The organism is Bordetella genomosp. 9, assembly GCF_002261425.1.
In the GTDB taxonomy this organism is placed as follows: Bacteria; Pseudomonadota; Gammaproteobacteria; order Burkholderiales; family Burkholderiaceae_B; genus Bordetella_C.
Genome location: NZ_NEVJ01000003.1, coordinates 765178 through 784850, shown reverse-complemented (window position 1 = coordinate 784850; position 19673 = coordinate 765178). Strand labels below are relative to the sequence as shown.

The 19673-nt window shown below is 67.9% G+C and carries 14 protein-coding genes; 5 read left to right on the top strand and 9 right to left on the bottom strand.

Translation table 11 applies throughout. The features are described from left to right. The first annotated feature begins 22 nt into the window (after positions 1-22). Entirely contained in the window at positions 23-943 is a 921-nt protein-coding gene (locus CAL26_RS14740) for a LysR substrate-binding domain-containing protein (protein ID WP_094847630.1), read from the top strand. Here the strand turns inward: CAL26_RS14740 and CAL26_RS14735 are convergent. From CAL26_RS14735 to CAL26_RS14720, 4 genes are all read right to left on the bottom strand, one after another. Beyond that, positions 933-2492, bottom strand: coding sequence for an ABC transporter substrate-binding protein (locus CAL26_RS14735; protein ID WP_094847629.1), 1560 nt, complete (start codon positions 2490-2492; stop codon positions 933-935). The genes CAL26_RS14740 and CAL26_RS14735 overlap by 11 nt on opposite strands. Positions 2493-2736: 244 nt before the next feature. Further along, on the bottom strand, positions 2737-5904 hold the full coding sequence (locus CAL26_RS14730; RefSeq protein ID WP_094847628.1) for a hypothetical protein: 3168 nt from the start codon (positions 5902-5904) through the stop codon (positions 2737-2739). A gap of 202 nt (positions 5905-6106) precedes the next feature. Continuing rightward, positions 6107-7204: a mandelate racemase/muconate lactonizing enzyme family protein gene (locus tag CAL26_RS14725; RefSeq protein ID WP_094847627.1), complete on the bottom strand. Its 1098-nt coding sequence runs from the start codon at positions 7202-7204 to the stop codon at positions 6107-6109. 18 nt (positions 7205-7222) lie between these two features. After that, entirely contained in the window at positions 7223-8206 is a 984-nt protein-coding gene (locus CAL26_RS14720) for a Bug family tripartite tricarboxylate transporter substrate binding protein (protein ID WP_094847626.1), read from the bottom strand. 140 nt (positions 8207-8346) lie between these two features. Between CAL26_RS14720 and CAL26_RS14715 the strand changes: the two genes are divergently transcribed. Then, on the top strand, positions 8347-9309 hold the full coding sequence (locus tag CAL26_RS14715) for a LysR substrate-binding domain-containing protein (RefSeq protein WP_094847625.1): 963 nt from the start codon (positions 8347-8349) through the stop codon (positions 9307-9309). An 86-nt stretch (positions 9310-9395) separates the two neighbouring features. Next, positions 9396-10019: a cysteine dioxygenase family protein gene (locus CAL26_RS14710; RefSeq protein WP_094847624.1), complete on the top strand. Its 624-nt coding sequence runs from the start codon at positions 9396-9398 to the stop codon at positions 10017-10019. 11 nt (positions 10020-10030) lie between these two features. Here CAL26_RS14710 and CAL26_RS14705 read toward each other — a convergent pair whose 3' ends face one another. Continuing rightward, positions 10031-11173, bottom strand: coding sequence for a mandelate racemase/muconate lactonizing enzyme family protein (locus CAL26_RS14705; protein WP_094847623.1), 1143 nt, complete (start codon positions 11171-11173; stop codon positions 10031-10033). A 47-nt stretch (positions 11174-11220) separates the two neighbouring features. Continuing rightward, positions 11221-12276, bottom strand: a complete 1056-nt coding sequence (locus tag CAL26_RS14700; protein ID WP_094847622.1) for a Bug family tripartite tricarboxylate transporter substrate binding protein — start codon at positions 12274-12276, stop codon at positions 11221-11223. 226 nt (positions 12277-12502) lie between these two features. Between CAL26_RS14700 and CAL26_RS14695 the strand changes: the two genes are divergently transcribed. Then, positions 12503-12910: a GFA family protein gene (locus tag CAL26_RS14695; RefSeq protein ID WP_094847621.1), complete on the top strand. Its 408-nt coding sequence runs from the start codon at positions 12503-12505 to the stop codon at positions 12908-12910. Here CAL26_RS14695 and CAL26_RS14690 read toward each other — a convergent pair. After that, positions 12907-14715: a uracil-xanthine permease family protein gene (locus tag CAL26_RS14690; RefSeq protein WP_094847620.1), complete on the bottom strand. Its 1809-nt coding sequence runs from the start codon at positions 14713-14715 to the stop codon at positions 12907-12909. The two genes, CAL26_RS14695 and CAL26_RS14690, sit on opposite strands and share 4 nt — an antisense overlap. A gap of 135 nt (positions 14716-14850) precedes the next feature. Here CAL26_RS14690 and CAL26_RS14685 point away from each other — a divergent pair, with 135 nt between their 5' ends. Continuing rightward, positions 14851-16347 (top strand): glutamate-cysteine ligase family protein, encoded by a 1497-nt coding sequence (locus tag CAL26_RS14685; protein WP_094847619.1) that lies wholly within the window; start codon positions 14851-14853, stop codon positions 16345-16347. A 33-nt stretch (positions 16348-16380) separates the two neighbouring features. On the opposite strand, the gene CAL26_RS14680 is transcribed toward CAL26_RS14685, so the two are convergent. Both CAL26_RS14680 and CAL26_RS14675 read right to left on the bottom strand, forming a co-directional pair. Beyond that, the gene (locus tag CAL26_RS14680; RefSeq protein ID WP_256988442.1) at positions 16381-17580 is read right to left on the bottom strand and encodes an ABC transporter substrate-binding protein; all 1200 of its coding nucleotides are present in this window, start codon (positions 17578-17580) and stop codon (positions 16381-16383) included. Then, positions 17577-19580, bottom strand: coding sequence for a SpoIIE family protein phosphatase (locus tag CAL26_RS14675; RefSeq protein WP_094847618.1), 2004 nt, complete (start codon positions 19578-19580; stop codon positions 17577-17579). Before CAL26_RS14675 ends, CAL26_RS14680 begins: the two co-directional genes overlap by 4 nt. Positions 19581-19673: the final 93 nt, after the last annotated feature.

The following is a 19673-nucleotide window of genomic DNA, read 5'->3' as shown; positions in this document are numbered from 1 at the left end:
TACGGGTTATGGGGGCAGGGGAATGAGCCAGAGGCTGAATCTGCGGCAGATCGAAGCGTTCAAGGCGGTCATCGAGCATGGCACGGTGAGCCAGGCCGCGACGGTGCTGGGCGTCTCGCAGCCCGCGGTCAGCAAGCTGCTGGCGCACCTGGAAGCGGAAACCGCGCTGCATCTGTTCGACCGCGTGCGCGGCAAGCTGGCCGCGACGCCGCACGGCATGCGGCTGTACGAGGAGATCGACCGGATCTTCACCGGCTTGCGCCAGGTGGAACAGGCGGTGGACTCCATCCGCCGCGACGAGCAGCGCACGCTGTTCGTCGGCGTCTTGCCGGCGCTGTCCGGGTCGTTCATCCGGCGCGTGACCATGACCTTCCTGCGCCATCATCCCGACGTCCGCGTCAACATCCAGACGCGGGGCTCGCAGTTCCTGGCCGACTGGCTGGCGACCCGGCAGATCGACGTGGCGCTGGTGGGCAGCCGCGTGGACAATCCCTACATCGACCGCGAGCCCATGTTCCAGCAGCCGCTGATGTGCGCCTTGCCGGCCAACCACGAATTGACGCGCAAGCGCGTGATCCGGCCGCGCGACCTGTCCGGCCTGCCGTTCATCGCGTTCGGCAGCGATAGCCAGACCCACCAGCTGGTGCGATCCGCGTTCGAACACGTGGACGTGCCGCTGAACGTCGTGCTGGATACCAATACGGCGCCAACCGCATGCGAGTTCGTGGCGGCGGGCCTGGGCGTGTCCTTGTTTCATCCGCTGTTTGCCGATGGGTTTCAAAATCGCCTGGTGCTGCGGCGGTTCGAGCCGGAAGTGATGTTCCACTTCCAGCTCTGCACGATGCATGCGTCGCGCAACGCCGGCCTGGTCGAAGGCTTCGTCGAAGCCGCGCGCGAGGTCGCCGCGCAGGTGCCGCGCGACCTGCGCAGGGCTATCGCTTGACCGTGGTGGCCTCGGTGACCGGCGGCTGGAGATTCAGCGCGCCCTTCAGGGTGTAGCCGTAGTCCACTCCATTGCCGTGGGCCCAGACCTGCTTCAATCCGAACAGGGGGATCGCGCAGACGTCATTGTGGATCTTGACCTGCGCGTCCTTCCACAGGGCCAGCTGCTTCTTGGCGTCCGGCTCCTGGCGCGCCGCGCGGATGTCGGCATCGGCCACGGAGCAGTGCGAGAAGTTCGACTGCGCGGCCGGCGCCCCGATGGCGGCGGACGAATCGTAAAACTCGCTCAGGTAGGCATCCGCGTTGGGGAAGCGCGCCGCGCCGTAGAACACCAGGGCGCTCTGGTCCTGGCGGCTCTTGGCCTGGTAGGTGGCATGGTCCACCACTTCCATGTCCAGCTTGATGCCGGCCTTGGCCAGCTGCGCCTGGACGATTTCCATGATGGGCTGCTGCGCCGAAATGTTCGACACCACGGACTTGATCTGGATGCCGTTGGGGAAACCGGCCTCGGCCAGCAGCTGCTTGGCCTTGGCGACGTCGTAGGTGTAGCCGCCGGCGCTGCAATCTTCGCCCAGGTAGCCGTTGGGGACGACCGAACAGCCCTTGTCCGCGACGTCCTTGCCGGCGTAGCGCACGATCTCGTCGACGTTGACCGCCGCGGCGATGGCCTGGCGCACCTTCAGGTTGTCCAGCGGCTTGATGGTGCGGTTGATGTGCAGGGTGCGGAATTCGGCGGGATCGAAGATGTCGACCTTCATGCCGCGCTTCTGCGAACGTTCCACCCAGCGCTGCTCGCGCTTGCCCTGCATGATGTCGATCTCGCCGGACGTGAACGCCAGTTCGCGCGCGCTGTCCGAAGGAATCATGCGGTAGATGATGGCGCCGACCTTGGGCTTGCCGCGGAAGTAGGCGTCGTTGGCCACCAGCTTGACGTATTGCTGCGTGACGTGTTCCGCGAAGGCATAGGGGCCGGTGCCGATGGGGCCGGCGCCGAACTTGTCGCCCAGCTTCTCCGCGGCTTTCTTGCTGACGATATTGCCGCCGTGATAGTTGGACACGCGGCCCAGGAAGGCCGCGTCCGGGTATTTCAGCGTGACGCGCACGGTGTAGTCGTCCACGGCTTCCACCTTGTCCAGCAGGTCGAAGGTGGACGCGAAGCTGGAACGCTTGGGGTCGGCCGCGCGCTGCAGCGAGTACACCACGTCCTCGGCTTTCAGTTCGCCGTAGCCGCCGTGGAACTGCACGCCCTTGCGCAGGTGGAAAGTCCAGGTCTTGCTGTCGGGCGATGCTTCCCAACTGGTGGCCAGGTCGGGTTCCAGCGTCTTCGGATCGGCGCTGCCAGGCGGGAACTGCACCAGCGCGTCGAACATCTCGGACACCACGCCCTTGTCCACCGTGGACGTCGCGCGATGGGGATCCAGGGTGGCGTTATCGGCGGCGCCCGAGCTGATGCGCAGCTCGGGCCTGTCGTCGGCGCGTGCCGGCGTGTTCGCGGTGGCACCCAGCGCAAGCAGGGCGATGGCCAGGACGGACAGTGCAGGACGTTTCATGATTCCCCTTGGAAGCGGCTAGCGGTCACTAGACGGTACGCAAGGTAGTCCCGTGCCACCCATAGCGTCAAAGTCCTTCAGGGACTGAAGCTATTCCACAGGGTTATAGGCGGAGGCTGGCCGCCGATCGTTCCACTGGGGCGACCCGCCGGCGTTCGTCCTGATGTAATGGTTAATACGGACTAGCCGCGGTTACAAAATAGTCCGGCTGGCCGGCGATTCCGGCCCTGTACGGCGCCATGTATCAGGCCGTATTCACGGTCAGCCAGCGTTCGTAGCCTGCGCCCGGATCCCACGGGGCGGGTGGCGCAACCGGCCTGGGAAAAAGCTGGTTCAGAAAATCGTCCTGCGTCTTGACGTAATACTGGAGCCGCCGAACGTCGTCTCCCTTGTAATCCGAACCCAGGCGGCTATAGGACAGCCGTTTCGGCATGGCGATTCCGGCCTCATCCAGTACGCGCTGCGCCAGGTATTCGACGACGCCGCGTTCGGCATTGGAGTCGCCGACCGGATCGATCTTGCCGGTCAGGACGTGCATCATCTCGTGGACGATGACGGATGGGCTCGGCACAGCGCCTTCCTTGCCGCTGGAAAGCATGATTCCACTGGTTTTGCCGTTAGGCGCGAAGGGCGGAGCATGTACGTCGGGCACATTGATCTCCGTGGGCCTGCCGCCCGTCAACTTCACGTTCATATCGATCGTGGTGAGCGATTGCCCGTCTTTCAGCGTCGAGGGCGGATGAACCTTCAGGCGGACCGGGTCGTTGCCGAACCAGCCGGTTCCTTTCCTGATCCGCCCCGTGGCGCGTGCTCGATTCGCCAGTCCGCGGAAGGTTTCCGACCTTGCGTAGAGCCCGTGCAAAAACCCGCGCATGTTGTCGGCTATCCCTTCTTCCATGCGGGCGGCATTGGAAGCCTCCACCAGGCTGGTGTCGATCCTGGCGTAGGCGGAGTCCTTCAGGCCGACGACCGATATGCTGAAGTACTGGTCCAGTTCTTCTTCCCACCACGGGTAATGCGTGAGGTCCGTCGCCTCGCGCAGCACCTGCTCGGTGGTCTGTACCGTTTCCGTCCTGCCGAGTATTTTCATCCCGGCTACTTCCGTCGGATCGGCTATGCGGCGATCGCGCAGGGCCTTGACGGCGTCGTCGTCGACTTTGCGCGTGAGGCTGTCCGCGCCATTGCTGGCGCCGCCGGTGCTGTGGCCGGCGCCGCCGCCTTTGACGAAGGGCAGGTCGTCCGGCTCGCGCCACACGCGCCGTGCCTTGTCCCACATCAGTCGCGGCGCGCCGCCGCGCGTGCCGGGCAAGGGTGCGTCGGCGATGCGCCAGACCGGCTGGCCAGGCGTGCTGAGCGGGTGGTCCAGGACCAGTTCCACATAGTTGCCGTCGACGTTCGCGTAGCGCCTGGCGCCCAGCATGATGGTGCCATCCTCGGCCGCACGCGCCTTGGCGAGGGTCTGCGTAACCGTGGTATCGGCGATGCGGTAGCGTTGCAGGACCGCCGCGGGCAGCGGCCGCCGAAGCTTGTTGGCGGCTTCGGCAAGTTCCGCGGCCAGTTCGGGACGTGCACCCTTCAGCCGCCCGACGACGGCGCGCAGACCCTTGGCGGTCAGCCTTCCGCCGCCCCGCGCCAGCGCGAGGATGTCCATGGGGTTGAAGGTCGCGCTCCTGCCGACGTTCCAGAGCAGCTTGCCCGCCTGCCATCCCAGGCCAGGAATGCGCGATCCGGTTTCCCCCAGTGCCGCCTTGAACGCCTGCATCAGGCCCGATCGCACGTAAGCGGCAGTCGCCTTTTCGAGACCGGCGGCCAGGGCTTCGCCGGCGCGCATTCCCAGCGCCATTCCTTCGCCGAGGCAGGGCAGGAACACCAGGGAATCCAGCAGGATGCTGGTGGCGAGGTCATCGTAGCGTTCGTCGCGTATCGCCAGATAGGTGCCGCGGAACGGGACCAGGCCGCGTTCCAATTCGCGCACGGTCTCTATGATGCTGGAGCCGTAGGCATCCGCGCGCTTTTGCTCCAGGGTGGCCGGCAAGGCGGCTTCGATCGCGCGGCCAAGCTCGGTTTGCTTCCCGGACGCCAGCTGCTTCACGTCATAGGAAGAGCTCAGGAGAATTTCTTCCATGATGCGGCCGCCCACGCCTTCCGCCGGCGGTTGCGGTTGCGCGCCGAAGACCAGCGCGTGATGGTCCTCGATCCAGTCCGCCAGGCTGGCGCCCGTCGGCACGGGCACTTCCGCGCCGGTGGCCAGCGGCAGGAAATACCTGTGCCGGCCGGTCGGGGTGCCGATGTCAATGAAGTAGCCCCGGGCGTCCTGACATTCCTTTTTAAGGTCGGGCGTCAGCGGCCCGCCCGATATCGACGGCATGCTTGTCTTCGAACGCCATTGCGCGCGGCCGACAGTGATCGAAGCCGTCGCGGCGTCGATGCCGTGCCGTTTGCCGTATCGCGAGATGGACGCATCGATGATACGCGCGACGTGTCCGGCCGCCGCCGCGGTGTACTTGTCGTAAGCCCGATCGAACTCGTCTTTCAGCGAATTCGCCAGCCTGGCGCGGGCCTGCGTTACCGGGCCCGGTGCGGCGTAGATGGTGGGGGTAGCCTCGCCGCGCGTCGGCGTGGGTGGCACGTTCAGGTCCAGCCTTTCGCGCGACACATAGAAATCGACGATGGATTGCCTTTTGTACGCGAAGGGCAGCGGGATGGTGAGTTCCAGCGGCCCGTAGGCGGCGGGGAGCGCCAACGTATCGACGTCGATCTCCAGTTCCGGATCGATGCGCGCCGCCCGCAGGTTTTCGGTGGCCAGCTGTTTGCCCGTAGGCGGCGTCAGGCGCGCCAGATCGCATAGCGCGTCGAGCAGGCGCAGGTCGTCGCTGAATGCTTCCTTGTAGAAATCGGTGAGCGTCTCGGGGCGCAGTTCGGCTTTGCCGTCCGCGATCGATCGCAGGTCCAGCTTGCCGGCGGCGTGGGCCATTAGCAGCAGGCCGCCCATGTCTATCCCCAGCAGCGGGTTTCTTTCGGCCGTCGTTTCGTCTTTCGCCGCGCGCACGGCGATCGCGGCGCGGCCGATTTCAACCAGGTCATCGGGATTACGTCCGTCGGTCGGCAGGCCTTGCTCCGACAGCGTGTGCAGGCCGGTCCACAAGGCGACCCAGCGTGGGCTGCCATAGGCCACGTCGGGCGGCGGGTGCAGTGCCAGCGTGGGGTCGGCGGTGGCCGTGCGCCGGAGTTCGCGCGCCAGGCGCGCGGCATCGCCGACGCCGCGCGCCCGCAGGGCCTTGGCGATGCGCGTTTCCATGACCTGGACCACCTTGTCCAGCGGTTTGCCATAGGCATTGCGCAACGTCAGGCCGTCGTAATAGATCTCGTTGGTGCTGTTCGGCGCGGGTCCCAGCACCGCGTTCCAATCCATGGCTTGTGCATGGTTCGCGTCGGGCGCGGCTGCGCCGGCCGGCCATTGCGCGAACGCGTCGGCTTCGGGCGGCGTTTCAGGTGCACGCTGGGATTGAAGGGGGAGATGGGATTGGACCGCGGAGGAATAAGAGGTGGTAATCGGCATGGCAGTGTTTCGGCTATCGATTCAACACCGAATCGATGCCGTGGGTGCTGCCGCCTTACCGCGAGTTCCCGGTGGCGAAGCGCGCAACCGCGTCCGGATCGAAGGCGTAGCCCCAGCCCGGCGCGGTGGGCACCTTGACATTGCCGTCGGCATCCAGCTCGATAGGCGCGCCATACAGTGGCGCGAACCACGGCATGTGTTCGACGATCATGGCGTTGGGCAACGCGGCGGCCAGCGACAGGCTCATTTCGGTGAACAGGTGCGGGGAGATCGGCGTGTTGAAGACCTCCGCCACGTGCGCGACCTTCAGGAACTCCGTGGGGCCGCCCATGCGCTGCAGGTCGGGCATCAGGATGTCGGCGGACTTGCGTTGCAGCATGTCCAGCATGCCGAAGCGCGCGTATTCGCTTTCGCCGCTGGCGATTGGGGTATCCAGGGCCGCCGCGACGGCCGCCTCGCCGGCGTGGTCATGGTAGGGCACCGGTTCCTCTATCCAGCCCAGTTCGAACTCTTCCAAGCGGCGGCCCAGGCGGATCGCGCGGTCGGGCGTGAACTGCTGGTTGCAGTCGGCCATCAGCCGTATGCCCGGGCCGATGGCCTGGCGCACCGCGCGCACGCGGTCGACGTCTTCCTGGATGGCGGGCTTGCCCAGCGACATCTTCATGGCGCGGTAGCCGTCCTTGACGAAGCCGGCGGCTTCGGCCTGCAACTGGTCGATGGTCGATGACAGCCGCAGGCTGCCGCTGCGATAGATGGGCAGCGTGTCGCGGCAGGCGCCGATCAGCCGGCTGACGTTCAGGCCAGCCTGCTTGCCGCGCAGGTCCCATAGCGCCATGTCGATGCCCGACATGCCGACCACGGTGGCGCCGCGATGGCCCAGGAAGGCGATATCCGCCCAGGCTCGCTGCCAGAAGGCGGCGCTCATGGCGGGGTCCAGGCCGATGACCAGCGGCTCCAGGCTGCGCAGGGTTTCGTGCAGCACGGACAGGCGGTGTCCGTTCAGCGTGAAGACCATGCCTTCGCCCGTGGCGCCTTCATCGGTATGCAGGGTGACCAGGACGCAGTCCGCCGTCTTGATGACGATGCGGGCGCTGGGGATGGGCGTGGGCAGCGGAATGCTGACCACCTTCAGGTCCAGGTGGGTGATTTTCATATGAGGATGCGGTGAGCGTTATTCGGGTACCACCCCGGCGTCGTGCAATATTGGCCCCCAGTAGGCGATATCGGCCTGCACGACCTTGCCGAACTCTTCGTTGCGGCGGCCGTCGGCGATCACGCCCAGGGCTTCCAGCCGCTTGCCGACCTCGGGCATGCGCACGACGGCGGACAGCTCGCGTCCCAGCCGGTCGGCGATGGCCGGCGGCGTGCCGGCCGGCGCGAAGATGCCTTTCCAGGCCACCATCTCGAAACCGGGCAGGCCGAGGTCGGCGACCGGACGCACGCCCGGCAGGGCGGCCATTTCGGTCTTGCTGGTGACGGCCAGCGCCTTCAGCCGGCCCGCCTTGATCAGCGGTTCGGCCACCGGGATCACTTCGAACGCCATGTCCAGGCGCTTGCCCATCAGGTCCGTCATGACGTTGGGGCTGCCTTTGTAGGCGATCTGCCGCATCTGCGTATGCGTCATGCTCATGAACAGGGCGGCCGACATGTGGTGGAAGCTGCCGTTGCCGCTGGTGCCGTAGTTCAGCGTATCGGGCGGCTGCGACTTCAGTTCCTTGATGATGTCCTGCACCGAATTGAACTTGCTGTCGGGCGGCACCACCAGCACGCAAGGACCGCGATCGACCATGACGATGGGCGTGAAGTCCTTGCGCGGGTCGTAGGGCAGCTGCTTGTAGACGAACAGGTTGGACACGTTGGTGGTGGTGTTGCCCGCCAGCAGCGTATAGCCGTCAGGCTTGGCGCGCGCCACCATCTGCGAGCCGACCATGCCGGACACGCCGGCGCGGTTTTCGATCAGTACGGGTTGCCCCAGACGCTGGGACAGCAGGGGCGCGAGGATGCGTGTCACGGTGTCCACGCCGCCGCCGGGCGTGTAAGGCACAACGATGGTGATGGGTTTGTTCGGGTAGTTGCCGGCGTCGGCGGCGTGGGCGGCGGAAACCGCGCACAGGGCCGTCAGCGCGGCGAGTATCGGGCGCATGGGCAGGCGCATGGGTTGACTCCTCTCGTATTGCCCGGACTGCGGCCGGGCTCTTGTCGCCAGGGATTATGTCGCCGGCGCGACGCCGTCGGATGGGCAGGAAGTCGATATCAGTTATGCTTGATTTCGATAGTAGGTCAGGGGAGGACGCCATGGATCTTCGGCAGTTGAATTATTTCGTCGCCGTGGCCGACGCCGGCAGCTTCACGCGCGCCGCCATCGCGCTCAACCTGGTCCAGTCCACGCTGAGCCACCAGATCGCCTTGCTGGAAACCGACCTTGGCCAGCGCCTGCTGGTCCGCAACGGCAGGGGCGTCACCCCGACCGAAGCCGGCGCGGCGTTGCTGTCGCACGCACGGGCCATGCTGGCATCCGCCCGCAAGGCGCGTGACGAACTGCGCGACCTGCACGGCAATCCGTCTGGACGGCTCGCGGTGGGACTGCCTTCGCAGGTGGCGCTGTCGATGGCCTCGCCCATGGTGGCCAGGATGCGGCAGCGCCTGCCGCGCGCCCTGGTCGCGATCTCGGAGGGGCTGAGCCTGCATCTGCGGGAACTGCTGATCGAAGGGCGGCTGGACGTCGCGCTGCTGTACGACCCGCCGCCATCGGCGCAACTGGCCTACCGCACCTTGACGCGCGAAAGCTTCCTGCTGGTCGGGCCGGCCAGCGCGCCGGCCTTGCCCAAGCGGGTGTCGCTGGCCGCGCTGGCGGGATATCCCATGGTGTTGCCAGGCCGTTCCAACGCCATGCGCTCGCAGGTCGACGCGGCGTTGGCGCGGCGCGGCATCGAACTGAACATCGTCGCCGAAGCCGGGGTCGTCCTGACGCTGCTCGAACTGGTCAGCGACGGCCTGGGCTACACCGCCGCGCCCGCCAGCATGCTGCTGCACGGCGGCAAGCGCCTGCGCCTGCAGACCGCGCAGATCGGTCCGCCCGCCATCCGCAATCGCCTGGTGCTGGCGACGCCCAAGGCCCGCGCGGAAACGCGTCTGCTGCGTGAATTCCTGGCAATCGTGCAGGAGCTGTATCCGGCTGAAAGCGCGCGCGAAGGCGGCGCCACGGCTGCTACGATGCGCAGGCTGGCCCCCAGCGGCCAGCAGCGGCCGCGCGGCTGACGCCGCCGCCGCGCAAGGCATGTATGCCGCACGTCGCGTTTCGGTGCGGCGCGCGGGCTTGGGATCATCACGACAAGGAGACAGGAATGGACATGGGCATCGACAGATTGCGTGGCTTCATCGCGGCCGCGACGCGGCGCGCGGACACGCGCGGTGCCGCCGGAATGCCCGGGCCCGAGCTGCGCGCGGCGTTCCGCGAACTTGTGAGCCATGACGACTGGCTGCCCGCCGATTGCGCCGTGCCGCATGCCGAACACTATCAGCAGTATCTGCTGCACTGCGATCCGCTCGAGCGCTTCTGTATCGTCAGCTTCGTGTGGGGACCCGGCCAGGCCACGCCGGTGCACGACCACACGGTGTGGGGTTATGTCGGCATGCTGCGTGGCGAGGAGGTCAGCCAGCGGTTCGAACTGGCGCCGGACGGCACGGCATACCGGCCCGCCGGAGAACCCGTGCGCCTGACGCCCGGCACGGTGGAAGCCCTGTCGCCCGCCGAAGGCGATATCCATCAGGTTCGCAATGCGCATGCCGATCGGGTGTCGGTCAGCGTGCACATGTACGGCGCCAACATCGGCGCGGTGCGCCGCAGCGTGTTCGATCCGGCGTCCGGAACTGCGAAGCCCTTCGTATCCGGTTATTCGGCCGCGCACGTGCCGAACATCTGGGACAGGTCCGCGCAGGTCAGGGCGGGCATCGGCACGGGCCGCTAGCGCCCGCGCTTTCAGAACGCGACGCGATACCGCTCAAGGGCGGCGAGGTCCGGTTCGATGCCGATTCCGGGCGCATCCGGCAGGGTGATCCAGCCGTCCTTGTTCGTGGCCTGCGACAGGGTCCACACGGCTTCGCGCAGCGGGTTGGGATTCGAGTCCACTTCCACCATGCCGTCCGGTCCCAAGGCCGCGCGCAGGTGCATCGATGCCGCCAGGCCTATGCCGCCGCCCAGCCAATGCGGACAGAAGGTCAGGCCCGCGATCCGCGCGTAGCGCGCCACGGCCATGCAGCCCGAGATGCCGCCCCACTTGCCGACGTCGGGCTGGACGAAGCGCAGGTGGCCGTTGTCGATGGCGGCCTCGAACTCGGCCTGGCCGCGCAGGTTTTCGCCGGCGGCGAGCGCCAGCGGCGTGCCGCGCGCCAGGCGGCGCCAGTCGGCGAGCGACTCGTCGGCCGCCATGGGTTCTTCCACCCAGTACGGGGCGAAGGCTTCCAAGGCCGCCACGCGTTCGGTGGCCACGTCCGGATCCCAGGCCTGGTTGGCGTCGACCATGATGCGCGCGGCGGGTCCCAGCGCGTCGCGGATCTCACGGAAGTTGGCAAGATCGCGAGCCGCTTCGAACCCGACCTTGAACTTGAACGCCGCATAGCCTTCGGCCTGCTTGGCCATCGCGGTGTCGGCGACGTTGTCCGGGCCGATGCCGCTGGCGTAGGGCAGCACGCGCCCGTCGGCCGTATCCGCGGTGCCGGCGACGGCGGCCAGCGTGCGCCACAGCGGCTGGCCGGCGCGGCGCGCCCGCATGTCCCACAAGGCCTGGTCGACGGCGCCGGCGATCTGCGCGAAGGGGCCCGGTTCGCCAGCCTGGATCGCGACGCGGCGCAGCCGGTCGCACAGGCCGCGCCACACCCCGGTGGGATCGTCGCTGGGCATGCCGATGAGCATGGGCGCGACCATGTCTCGCGCCAGCCGCGCGCGGTGTTCCGCCCCCACCGGCGGGAAATTGCAGAAGACTTCGCCCCAGCCCCAGGCGCCGTCGGCGGCGGCGACGCGCAGGAACACCGCGGGCCGGTTGCTGAAACTGCCGACGGCGGCGCGCACCGGGGTCGCGATGGGCGCGCGGTACACATGGCATTCGATGCTTGCTATCGTCATTCCGCCGTTTCCTTCATTTCGTCTTTTCCATCATTCCGCCACCGTCTTCAGTCCGCCTTGATGCCCAGATCGCCGGCCACCTTGCCCCACTTCTGCAATTCGGCGGCGATGTAGCGACGGAAGTCCTCGGGCGTGCCGGCATCCGGCACCAGGCCGGCTTCCATCAGCTTGGCGTGGACGTCCTTCTCGGCCTGCACCTTGTTGATGGCGCGGTTCACGCGATCGACGATGTCGGCGGGCAATTTCGCCGGACCGGCCAGGCCCTGCCAGGCCACGACCTCGAAGCCGGGCAGGTTGGCGGCTTCGGCGATGGTGGGAATATCGGGATACTCGGGCACGCGCTTGAGGCCGCCGACGCCCAGTACCGCCAGCTTGCCCGCCTTGACCTGCTGCATCATCGTGCCCTGGTCGGCGAAGATCATGTCGACGTGGCCGGCGACCAGGTCGCCCAGCACGGCGCCGGTGCCCTTGTAGGGGACGTGCAGCATCCTGGTCTGCGTGCGCGCCTCGAACAGCGCGGCCGCCATCTGCTGCATGCTGCCGGTGCCCGAGGAGCCGTAGCTCAAGCTTCCCGGATGCGCCTTGGCATACGTGATCAGATCCGCGGCGGTGCGCGCGGGAACCTTGTCGGGATTGACCACCAGCACGTAGTTCACCACGACGGTCTTGGTGATCGGCGCGAGCTGCTTGAGCGGATCGAAGGGGTTGTTCTTGTAGATCACCGGGTTGATGGCGAAGGTCGCGATATTGCCCACCAGCAGGGTGTACCCATCGGCGGGCGCCCGCGCCACGGCTTCCGTGCCGATGATGCCGCTGGCGCCGGGGCGGTTGTCCACCACGACGCTCTGGCCGAGCTCCCTGGACAGGGCCGGCGCGACGATGCGCGCGTAGGCGTCCACGGCGCCGCCGGCCGAAAAGGGCACGACCAGGCGGATCGGCTGGCTGGGCCAGGCGTCCGCGGCGGCTGCGGCGGACGCGACAAGGGGCGCGGCCGCCAGCGTGGCCCACGTGGCGAGCGTGGCGACTGCGGCGATGGCGCGCAACGCGAGCCTTCTCGCGTCGCGTGGGGGATGACGCCGGGCGTCGCGCAATGCATGGTTCATCGTAGTCTCCTGTTTATTGTCGTGGGTGCAAGCGCGATGTCCGCGATGCCGGGCGGCTTGCCTGGTTGGATTATCAGCGGCAACACCGCCAGGATCAAATGCACTGCCGGCGGCCGCGCTGGGCGCGGACACGCGTGGCGCGGCGGTGCACCCGCCAGCCGGGCGCGACTATGATGTACCGGGCGCCACGGCAGGCGCGCGCTATCCCAGCCAACAGGAGACGAGCATGAAAGTCCAGGGCCAGTGCCATTGCGGCGCGATCAGGTACGAAGCGGAAGTCGACCCGGCCGCCGCCTCGATCTGTCATTGCAACGACTGCCAGCGCATGAGCGGCAGTATCTTCCGCGTTTCCATTCCCGCTCCGGCCGAGCATTTCCGCATCGTCAAGGGCGAACCGCGCCGTTACATCAAGACCGCGGATAGCGGCGCCCGCCGGGTGCATGCCTTCTGCGAACACTGCGGATCGCCGGTCTATTCGAGCGCCGTCGACAATCCAGCCAGCTATTCCCTGCGCCTGGGCGCGCTGGACCAGCGCAACGAACTGGGCCGGCCCGGCAAGCAGATCTGGGCCAAGCGCCGCGTCGACTGGATGCCGCCGCTCGACGACGTGCCGGCCGCGGAAGGCCAGCCCTAATGGTCGAAGTGCAGGCGCAGGAAGGACCGGCCGTCCCGCCTGCCGGTGGTCAGGCGATCGGCCAGGCGCCGCAGCAGGACCGTCGATACGCCGCGTAGCGTGCGGTCGAGCTCGGCCTGGAATTCTTCGTCGCTGGTGTCGAGCAGGGAAGGCGAGACCGGCGCGGCGGCGCCCAGCTGCAAGGGCTCGCCGGTGTAGGTGAGTTCCACGTCGAAGTTGTATTCGTCGAAACTGCCGCGGATGGCGGTGACCGTGCGGTTGCCGCCGGCCGCCATGATGGCTTCCGCCGCTTCCAGGGCGGCTTCGGCGGCGCGCTGCACGGCGTCGCGCCGGGCGCCCCAGCGTGCGCCGGACGCTTCGACGAAATCGACGATGGCCGTGCCCAGGTCCATGGGCGTCCCGCTGGCGTCTTCGGGCAGCGGCGACAGTTTCTTTTCGGCGCGTTGCGAAACGCCCAGGCGGAACAGCAGGTTCAACAGGATGGCGACCACGCCCGCCACCACCACGCCGCTCTCGGCCAGGATGCGCAGCGACGCCGGCGCCTGTTCCGCCACGTCCGGCAGCAGGATCGTGCCCACGCCGGCGACCATCGACAGGCCGACCATGAAGGTGCCCCGCGCATCCATGGCCCGCGATGCGATCAGCTCGATGCCGGACACCATCAGATAGGCGGCCGCGTAGGTTTCCACCGCGCCCACCACCGGCGTCGGGATCAAGGTCAGGGCCACCGTGGACTTCGGCAGGAAGGCGACCAGGGCCAACAGGCCGCCCGCCACCAGGCCCGCGTAGCGGGTGGTGGACCGGCTGATGTGGCAAAGGGCGATATTGGCCGACGAGGTGCCGCTGGGCAGGCCGCCCATGAAGCCCGCCAGGATATTGGAAATCGACCCCGCGCGTATCCCGCCGCTGACGCGCCGCATATCGGCGCGGCGCCAGTCGGCGTCATCCATTTTGCTCATGAGCACCACGGTGCCCAGCGTATCGAGCTGCACCATGATGGCCAACAGCACCACGGCGACCAGCACCGCGGGATCCAGGTGCAGGTCCGGCGCGGGCACATGGGGCAGGCCGAAGAAGGGCGCGTTTTCCAGCAGCTCGCCGCCGCTCAGGCGGCCCAGCACGCCGGTCAGCACGATGCCCGCGATCAGCCCGGCCAGCAGGGCGAACAGCTTGGTGCGGCGCGATCCCCATACGGACAGGGCCACGATGACCGCCAGCGTCGTGCAACTGATCAGGATATCCAGGCCGTCTATCATCAGGCGCGATCCGGCGATGGCCTTGGCGGGCGCGAAGCCCGTGGCATGGCGGAAGGCCGGCTCGATCAGGGAAATGCCTGTCACGCAGACCACCACGCCGGCGATGGTGGGCGGAAAGAAGGCGCGCAGGCGCGGTATCGCCTGGCCCACCAATAGCCCCGCGACGCCGTTGGCCAGGCCGATGGCCGCCAGCACGCCACCGCCCTGCACGGCGATCACCGACGCCGCGGCGATCATCACGATGGGGTCGGGCAGATGGATGATCAGCGCGCCCGCGCCCAGTTTGCCGCCATAGGCCTGCAGGATGGTGGCGATGGCCATCCCCAGCACGGTGGCCGTGACCAGGCTTTGCGTGGCTTCCTGCGACAGGTTGGCGATGTGGGCGGTGGCCAGCACATAGGCCACGAAGGCCAGGGCGGTGGCGGTGTGTTGCGCGGCCAGGCCCAGCAGCGTGCCCACCGGGGGCCGCTCGTTCACGGCGTACATCAGGTCGGGCGGCCGGCGGTTGATATGGACGTGCGGGAGGCGCAGGAGCGTTCGCAGTGACATGGCGGGTGGGCCGACCTTCGGGCATCGCGCCCGTGTTTATTCAGGTTTTGGACAGGCTGCTCAGCTCGTATTATCAGTAAAACCCCGTCTGTTGGCGAGACGGGTCTTCGATGATGTCGGGGCAGGGAGCGGGGTATGCGCGAACCGGCGGGCGCCAGGCTCGGCCTGGAGATGGAAATGGTGGTGGTTCGCCGCGGCAGCGGCGCCAGCCATGCGGCCGAGCGCTATCCCCTCGCGCTGGCCGCCATCAAGCGGGGGCGTGGCGAGGACATCCGCCTTACCATGGTGGGCGATCGGGCCATCGCCGCCGCCGGGCCGTTGGGCGAAAGCGGTTACGACAACGGCTACAACCTGCTGGAAACGGCATTCGCGCCGGTGGCGGGCGGCCCCGGCGGCCTGGACCGGCTGGCCGCGGCGGTCCGCGCGGAACTGGCGGACGTCAGCGCCGCGCTGGCCGCCGAGGATGCCGCGGTGCTGAACGTCGCCGAACATCCGGCCGCCGCGCTCGATACGGACCACTACCTGCGCATGCGCGTGCCGCGTCCCATCTACGCCGAACTCGTGGGCCACCGCGGCTGGCTGCATCGGGTCGGTATCGACGCCAAGGCGCAGAACGGGCCTTGCACCGCCGTGCCGGTGGCCAGCGCCGCGCGCGCGCTGAACGTCATCGTGGCGCTGGCGCCGGCCTTCGTCGCGCTGTTCGCCAATAGTCCCTTGCAGGACGGCCGGGTGACCGGCCTGAAGGAAAACCGCATGCTGCTGTGGGACCGGATGTTCCGCCATGCGCGGTTCGCCGGCGACCACCGGCTGCAGCAGCCGCCGGAACGGCCCTTCGCCGATCTGGGCGATTACTTCCGCTGGATGTTCGCGCCCGATACGGTCAGCCGTGGGCTGCCGCTGGCGCTGGACGAGGGCGACGATGAATACAAGTCGGCGGCCAGCGTCTACCTGGACGGCCATCCTTCGCTGGGCCGTTTCCTGCGCGCGGCGTCGTGGACAGGACGCCGCGCCGACAACGGCGAACGCGTGACGCTGAAGCCGCACGGCGGGCACTTCGAGTATTCCCAATTCGCGCATTTCCTGGATGCGCGCTATCGCTACAGGCTGTCCAGCCGCCCCTCGTTGCCGGACCTGCTGGCGGCGTGGGAGCGTCCGGGAGGCATCGAAGCGCTGTATGCCAGCCTGGGCGTGGATGGCTATATCGAAGGACGCGCGCCCGGCGCGGTGTTCCCCGATCGCCAGCTTTGCGACGAAGCCGGCGCCGAGGTCGCCGGCCGCGCGCCGATGGCGGCATCGGCCCTGCAGCTGGGCCTGCTGCGCAACCTGGACGCGGCCGAAGACCTGGTGCGCGACTGGGGCTGGCTGGATTTGCGGGGCATGCGCACGACGGCCATTCGCTCGGCGCTGGATGACGAGCGCGTGCGCGCGCTGGCGGGCGACGTCGTGGCCGTCGCGGGGCAGGGCTTGCCCCCCGCCGAGCGGCACTGGCTGGCCTATGCGGACCACGTGCTGGCCAGCGGGCGCACGGGCGCGGACCGGCTGCTGGCGCTCTGGACGCGCACGCCAGGCGGCGTGGCGGAAAAACTGCGCGCGGTTTACGCGTGGCGCGCGCTTCGCGTGCCGGGCGCCTGAGACCGGCACGCAAAGCGCCGTGCCCGTGCGGGCTCAGCGCCGCTCGTAGACCTCGTCGGCCGCCAGCAGGATATCGACGGGCGGATCGAAGCCGATGATGCGCGCGGTCTCCAGGTTCAGCGCGATCTTCGCCGGGTCTATCCAGATCTGGTTCAACTGCCGCGGCCGCGCGCCGTTGAAGATGCGGGCGATCGTTTCGGCATAGAACAGGCCGACGTACGAGTAATCCGCCTGGGCCAGGCTCATCAGGATGCCTTTCTTGACTTCCTCGGAACCGAGCATGGAAAAACTGGGCACCTTGGCCTGGCGCAGTATCTGCGCGACGTCGGCCACGCTGTCGGGCGTGATGCCGCGGTGCACCGTCACGTAGACCGCGTCCACCTGCGGCGCGACTTCGCGATAGCAGGCCAGCGCGTTGCGCGTGGCTTCTTCCTGCGGGATGCCGTTGGCGCGCGCATTGCAGCTGCGCACGGTGAAGTGCAGCTCGCGCGCCACCTGTTCGACGGCATCGACGGCGGCATAGGTGCGGCCTTCGGGGCTGTCGTCGTACACCAGGCCCAGGGTCTTGAACGGCACGATGTCATGGAACAGCCGGACCTGGCGCTGGTAGCGTTCCGGCTGCACGCGCGCGTGCAGATTGTCCAGGCCGCTGTCCTGCGCGCTCTTGACGATGTGCGCGCCGACGGCATCGCTGGTCGACGCCACCACGGTCGGCACCGGCGCGCCCAGCGTCGCCATGTCCTGGCCGGCCAGCGTGCCCATGGCGATGATCAGGTCGATATCGCCGCGTTGGCGTAGACGGTCCTGGATGGCCTGCCGCACGGCGGGGCGTTTGCTGGCGTCGAAGTTGCCGGGCTGCCACCACGCGTCGGCGACGAATTCCAATACGTCGCTGCGCGCATGGTCGGCCAGGAATTGCCAGATCTGGTGGCCGCTCAGGCCGTCCGGTATGGCCGGCACCGTCACCCAGCCCAGTTGCTGCAGGCCCGCGACGATCACGCGCAGGGTGCGCGGGTATTCGCTGTAGTCGCCGCTTTCGAAATAGCCCAGGCGCCACTTGCGGCCGTCCGCGCGCGGCTTCAGCGTGGTCGGGAAGACCTGCACCGCTGGCGCGGCCGACGGCGTAACCGCCGCGGCCGGGGAAGGCGCGGGCGTGGTAGGCGGGGCAGGCTGGGCGCCGACGGCTTGGGCCAGCACCCAGGACATCATCAGGCAGAGCAGGCGTTTCATCATGGACGGCGTATCACGATCAGGGTGATGTCATCGGTCTGCTCGACGCCCTTCGCATAAGCGTGGATGTCGTCCAGCAGGCGTTCGGTCAGGCGGGTGGCGTCGGCGCCCGGGCGGGCAAGCGTGTTGATCATGCGCTCGGCGCCATAGTGGCCGCCCAGCGCGTTGGTGGCGTCGGTGACGCCGTCGGTATAGCCGACCAGGGTTTCACCCGCGTCCAGTTGCGCCGTCAGGGTGCGATAGTGCAGGTCTTCCTGGACGCCGCAGGCCGGACCGCTGCGGCCTTCCAGCAGGCGGACGCCGCCGTCGGCGCCGACCAGCACCGGCGGCGGATGTCCCGCGTTGGCCCACTGCAGCTCGCCGGTGTCCAGGTCCAGGACGCCCAGCAGCAGCGTCACGAACATCAGGTTGGGATTGTTCTCCGACAGGCGATTGTTGACGCGCGCCATGATGGCGGCGGGATCGGTCTCGTCTTCGGCCGTGGCGCGGATCAGCGTGCGGGTCACCGCCATGAACAGCGCGGCCGGCACGCCCTTGTCCGACACATCGCCGATCGCCAGGCACAGCTTGCCGTTCGGCAGCAGGAAATAATCGTAGAGGTCGCCGCCGACCTCCTTGGCGGGCTGCATGACCGCATACAGGTCGGCGCGTGCCAGCACCTCGGTCTGCAGCGGCACGGGCAGCAGGCCCAGCTGGATGGCGCGCGCGATGTTCAGTTCGCTTTCGAAACGCTCGCGGGCGGTGGTTTCCTGCATCAGGCGCGCGACGTTTTCGCGCAGGCGCTTGTCCATGAACAGGAAAGACGCCGCCAGGCGGCCCGTTTCGTCGTGATACCGCCGGGGCAGGTCGGCGATATGCGTCGGCACCGCCGATGGCGCGGTCAGGTCCTGCTTGGGCAATTCTCGCGCATAGCGCGTCAGCGTGCGCAACGGACGCACGATGTGCGCCGCCACCGGCCAGGCGCACAGCAGCGCCAGCAACAGCGTCAGGCCGAAGATCATGGCCTGCCGGTTCAGCACTGCCGTCGCCGGCGCGGCGAAGTCGCTTTCGGGCACCACCGCGACCACCGTCCAACCCAGCGGCTTGAAGCGCAGGGCTTCGATGTGCTGCGCATCGCGGCCGGCATCGAAGTCGATGATCTGCGTGGACTCCGTGGCCGTCACGCCGCGCAGCAGCTCGCGCAGGGTCTTGCCGCTGCGGGTGTCGCGCGTATCGAGCAGGCCGGCGGCGCGCGCGGGCGGCGGCACCACGGCTTCGTCGTCGTCCGCGGTAATGAAAACGAAACCTGAGCGTGCCAGCGTCAGGCGCGACAGGGTGTCGCGCAGGGCGCTGCGCATCTGCTCGCGGCGCGTGTCGACCTGTTCGATGACGTCCTGCACGCTGTCGCTGATCGCGATGACCCAGTCCCATGGGCGGAAGTAGCCGAAGTAGGCGTAGCGCGGCTCGGGGTCCCGCGCGTCGCCGGCCGGCCAACGGTAGATGGCGAAACCGTAGCCGGAGGTATGGCTTTCCTCGTAGAGCGCGCTGGCCAGGGGACGGCCCTTGAAATCGGTGATGCCCGAGAGATCGCCATCGATCATGGCGGGATTGCCGCTGGCCAGGACCTGGCCCTGGGCGTCGTAGAGGAAGGCGTAGCTGCGCTGGCCCAGGTTCAGGTGGTTGACCCAGGCGCGCGCCATGCCCTTGGCCGCGCCCAGGCTCACGACGCCGCGGTCCGCCATGTCGGCGTAGCCGGCCAGCACCGAGGCCACGATGTTGCCGGTTTGCAGCAATTGGCGGCGACCGTTGCGCACCATGCTGACCTTGTCGTCGAGCAGGGCGGACCAGCGCGCTTCGATGTCGCGCTGGATCAGGTCCATGATGTTGCTGACCGCATGCTGCTCGCTGGCGGATACCGTGCGCGTGACGTCGCGCCGGCTGGTCAGCATGATGAACGCTGCCACCACCAGCAGGATCGCGACGACCAGAAGGAAGATCTTGTTGCGCAGGGAACGCGAGAACATGGGCGCCGGTGGAAAGATTGTGATTGCACCTCAAAAAACTGATGCAAAACTCGACAAGTGTAAATAAGATTCAACGCGTTGTGTGTGTCAGTC

Excerpts from the sequence above, each read along its gene's own strand:
- CAL26_RS14740 (WP_094847630.1), top strand. The coding sequence starts at position 23 with ATGAGCCAGAGGCTGAATCTGCGGCAGATCGAAGCGTTCAAGGCGGTC.
- CAL26_RS14680 (WP_256988442.1), bottom strand. The coding sequence starts at position 17,580 with ATGATGAAACGCCTGCTCTGCCTGATGATGTCCTGGGTGCTGGCCCAA.
- CAL26_RS14705 (WP_094847623.1), bottom strand. The coding sequence starts at position 11,173 with ATGACGATAGCAAGCATCGAATGCCATGTGTACCGCGCGCCCATCGCG.
- CAL26_RS14720 (WP_094847626.1), bottom strand. The coding sequence starts at position 8,206 with ATGCGCCTGCCCATGCGCCCGATACTCGCCGCGCTGACGGCCCTGTGC.
- CAL26_RS14690 (WP_094847620.1), bottom strand. The coding sequence starts at position 14,715 with ATGTCACTGCGAACGCTCCTGCGCCTCCCGCACGTCCATATCAACCGC.
- CAL26_RS14730 (WP_094847628.1), bottom strand. The coding sequence starts at position 5,904 with ATGGATTGGAACGCGGTGCTGGGACCCGCGCCGAACAGCACCAACGAG.
- CAL26_RS14700 (WP_094847622.1), bottom strand. The coding sequence starts at position 12,276 with ATGAACCATGCATTGCGCGACGCCCGGCGTCATCCCCCACGCGACGCG.
- CAL26_RS14675 (WP_094847618.1), bottom strand. The coding sequence starts at position 19,580 with ATGTTCTCGCGTTCCCTGCGCAACAAGATCTTCCTTCTGGTCGTCGCG.
- CAL26_RS14685 (WP_094847619.1), top strand. The coding sequence starts at position 14,851 with ATGCGCGAACCGGCGGGCGCCAGGCTCGGCCTGGAGATGGAAATGGTG.
- CAL26_RS14735 (WP_094847629.1), bottom strand. The coding sequence starts at position 2,492 with ATGAAACGTCCTGCACTGTCCGTCCTGGCCATCGCCCTGCTTGCGCTG.
- CAL26_RS14695 (WP_094847621.1), top strand. The coding sequence starts at position 12,503 with ATGAAAGTCCAGGGCCAGTGCCATTGCGGCGCGATCAGGTACGAAGCG.
- CAL26_RS14710 (WP_094847624.1), top strand. The coding sequence starts at position 9,396 with ATGGACATGGGCATCGACAGATTGCGTGGCTTCATCGCGGCCGCGACG.
- CAL26_RS14715 (WP_094847625.1), top strand. The coding sequence starts at position 8,347 with ATGGATCTTCGGCAGTTGAATTATTTCGTCGCCGTGGCCGACGCCGGC.
- CAL26_RS14725 (WP_094847627.1), bottom strand. The coding sequence starts at position 7,204 with ATGAAAATCACCCACCTGGACCTGAAGGTGGTCAGCATTCCGCTGCCC.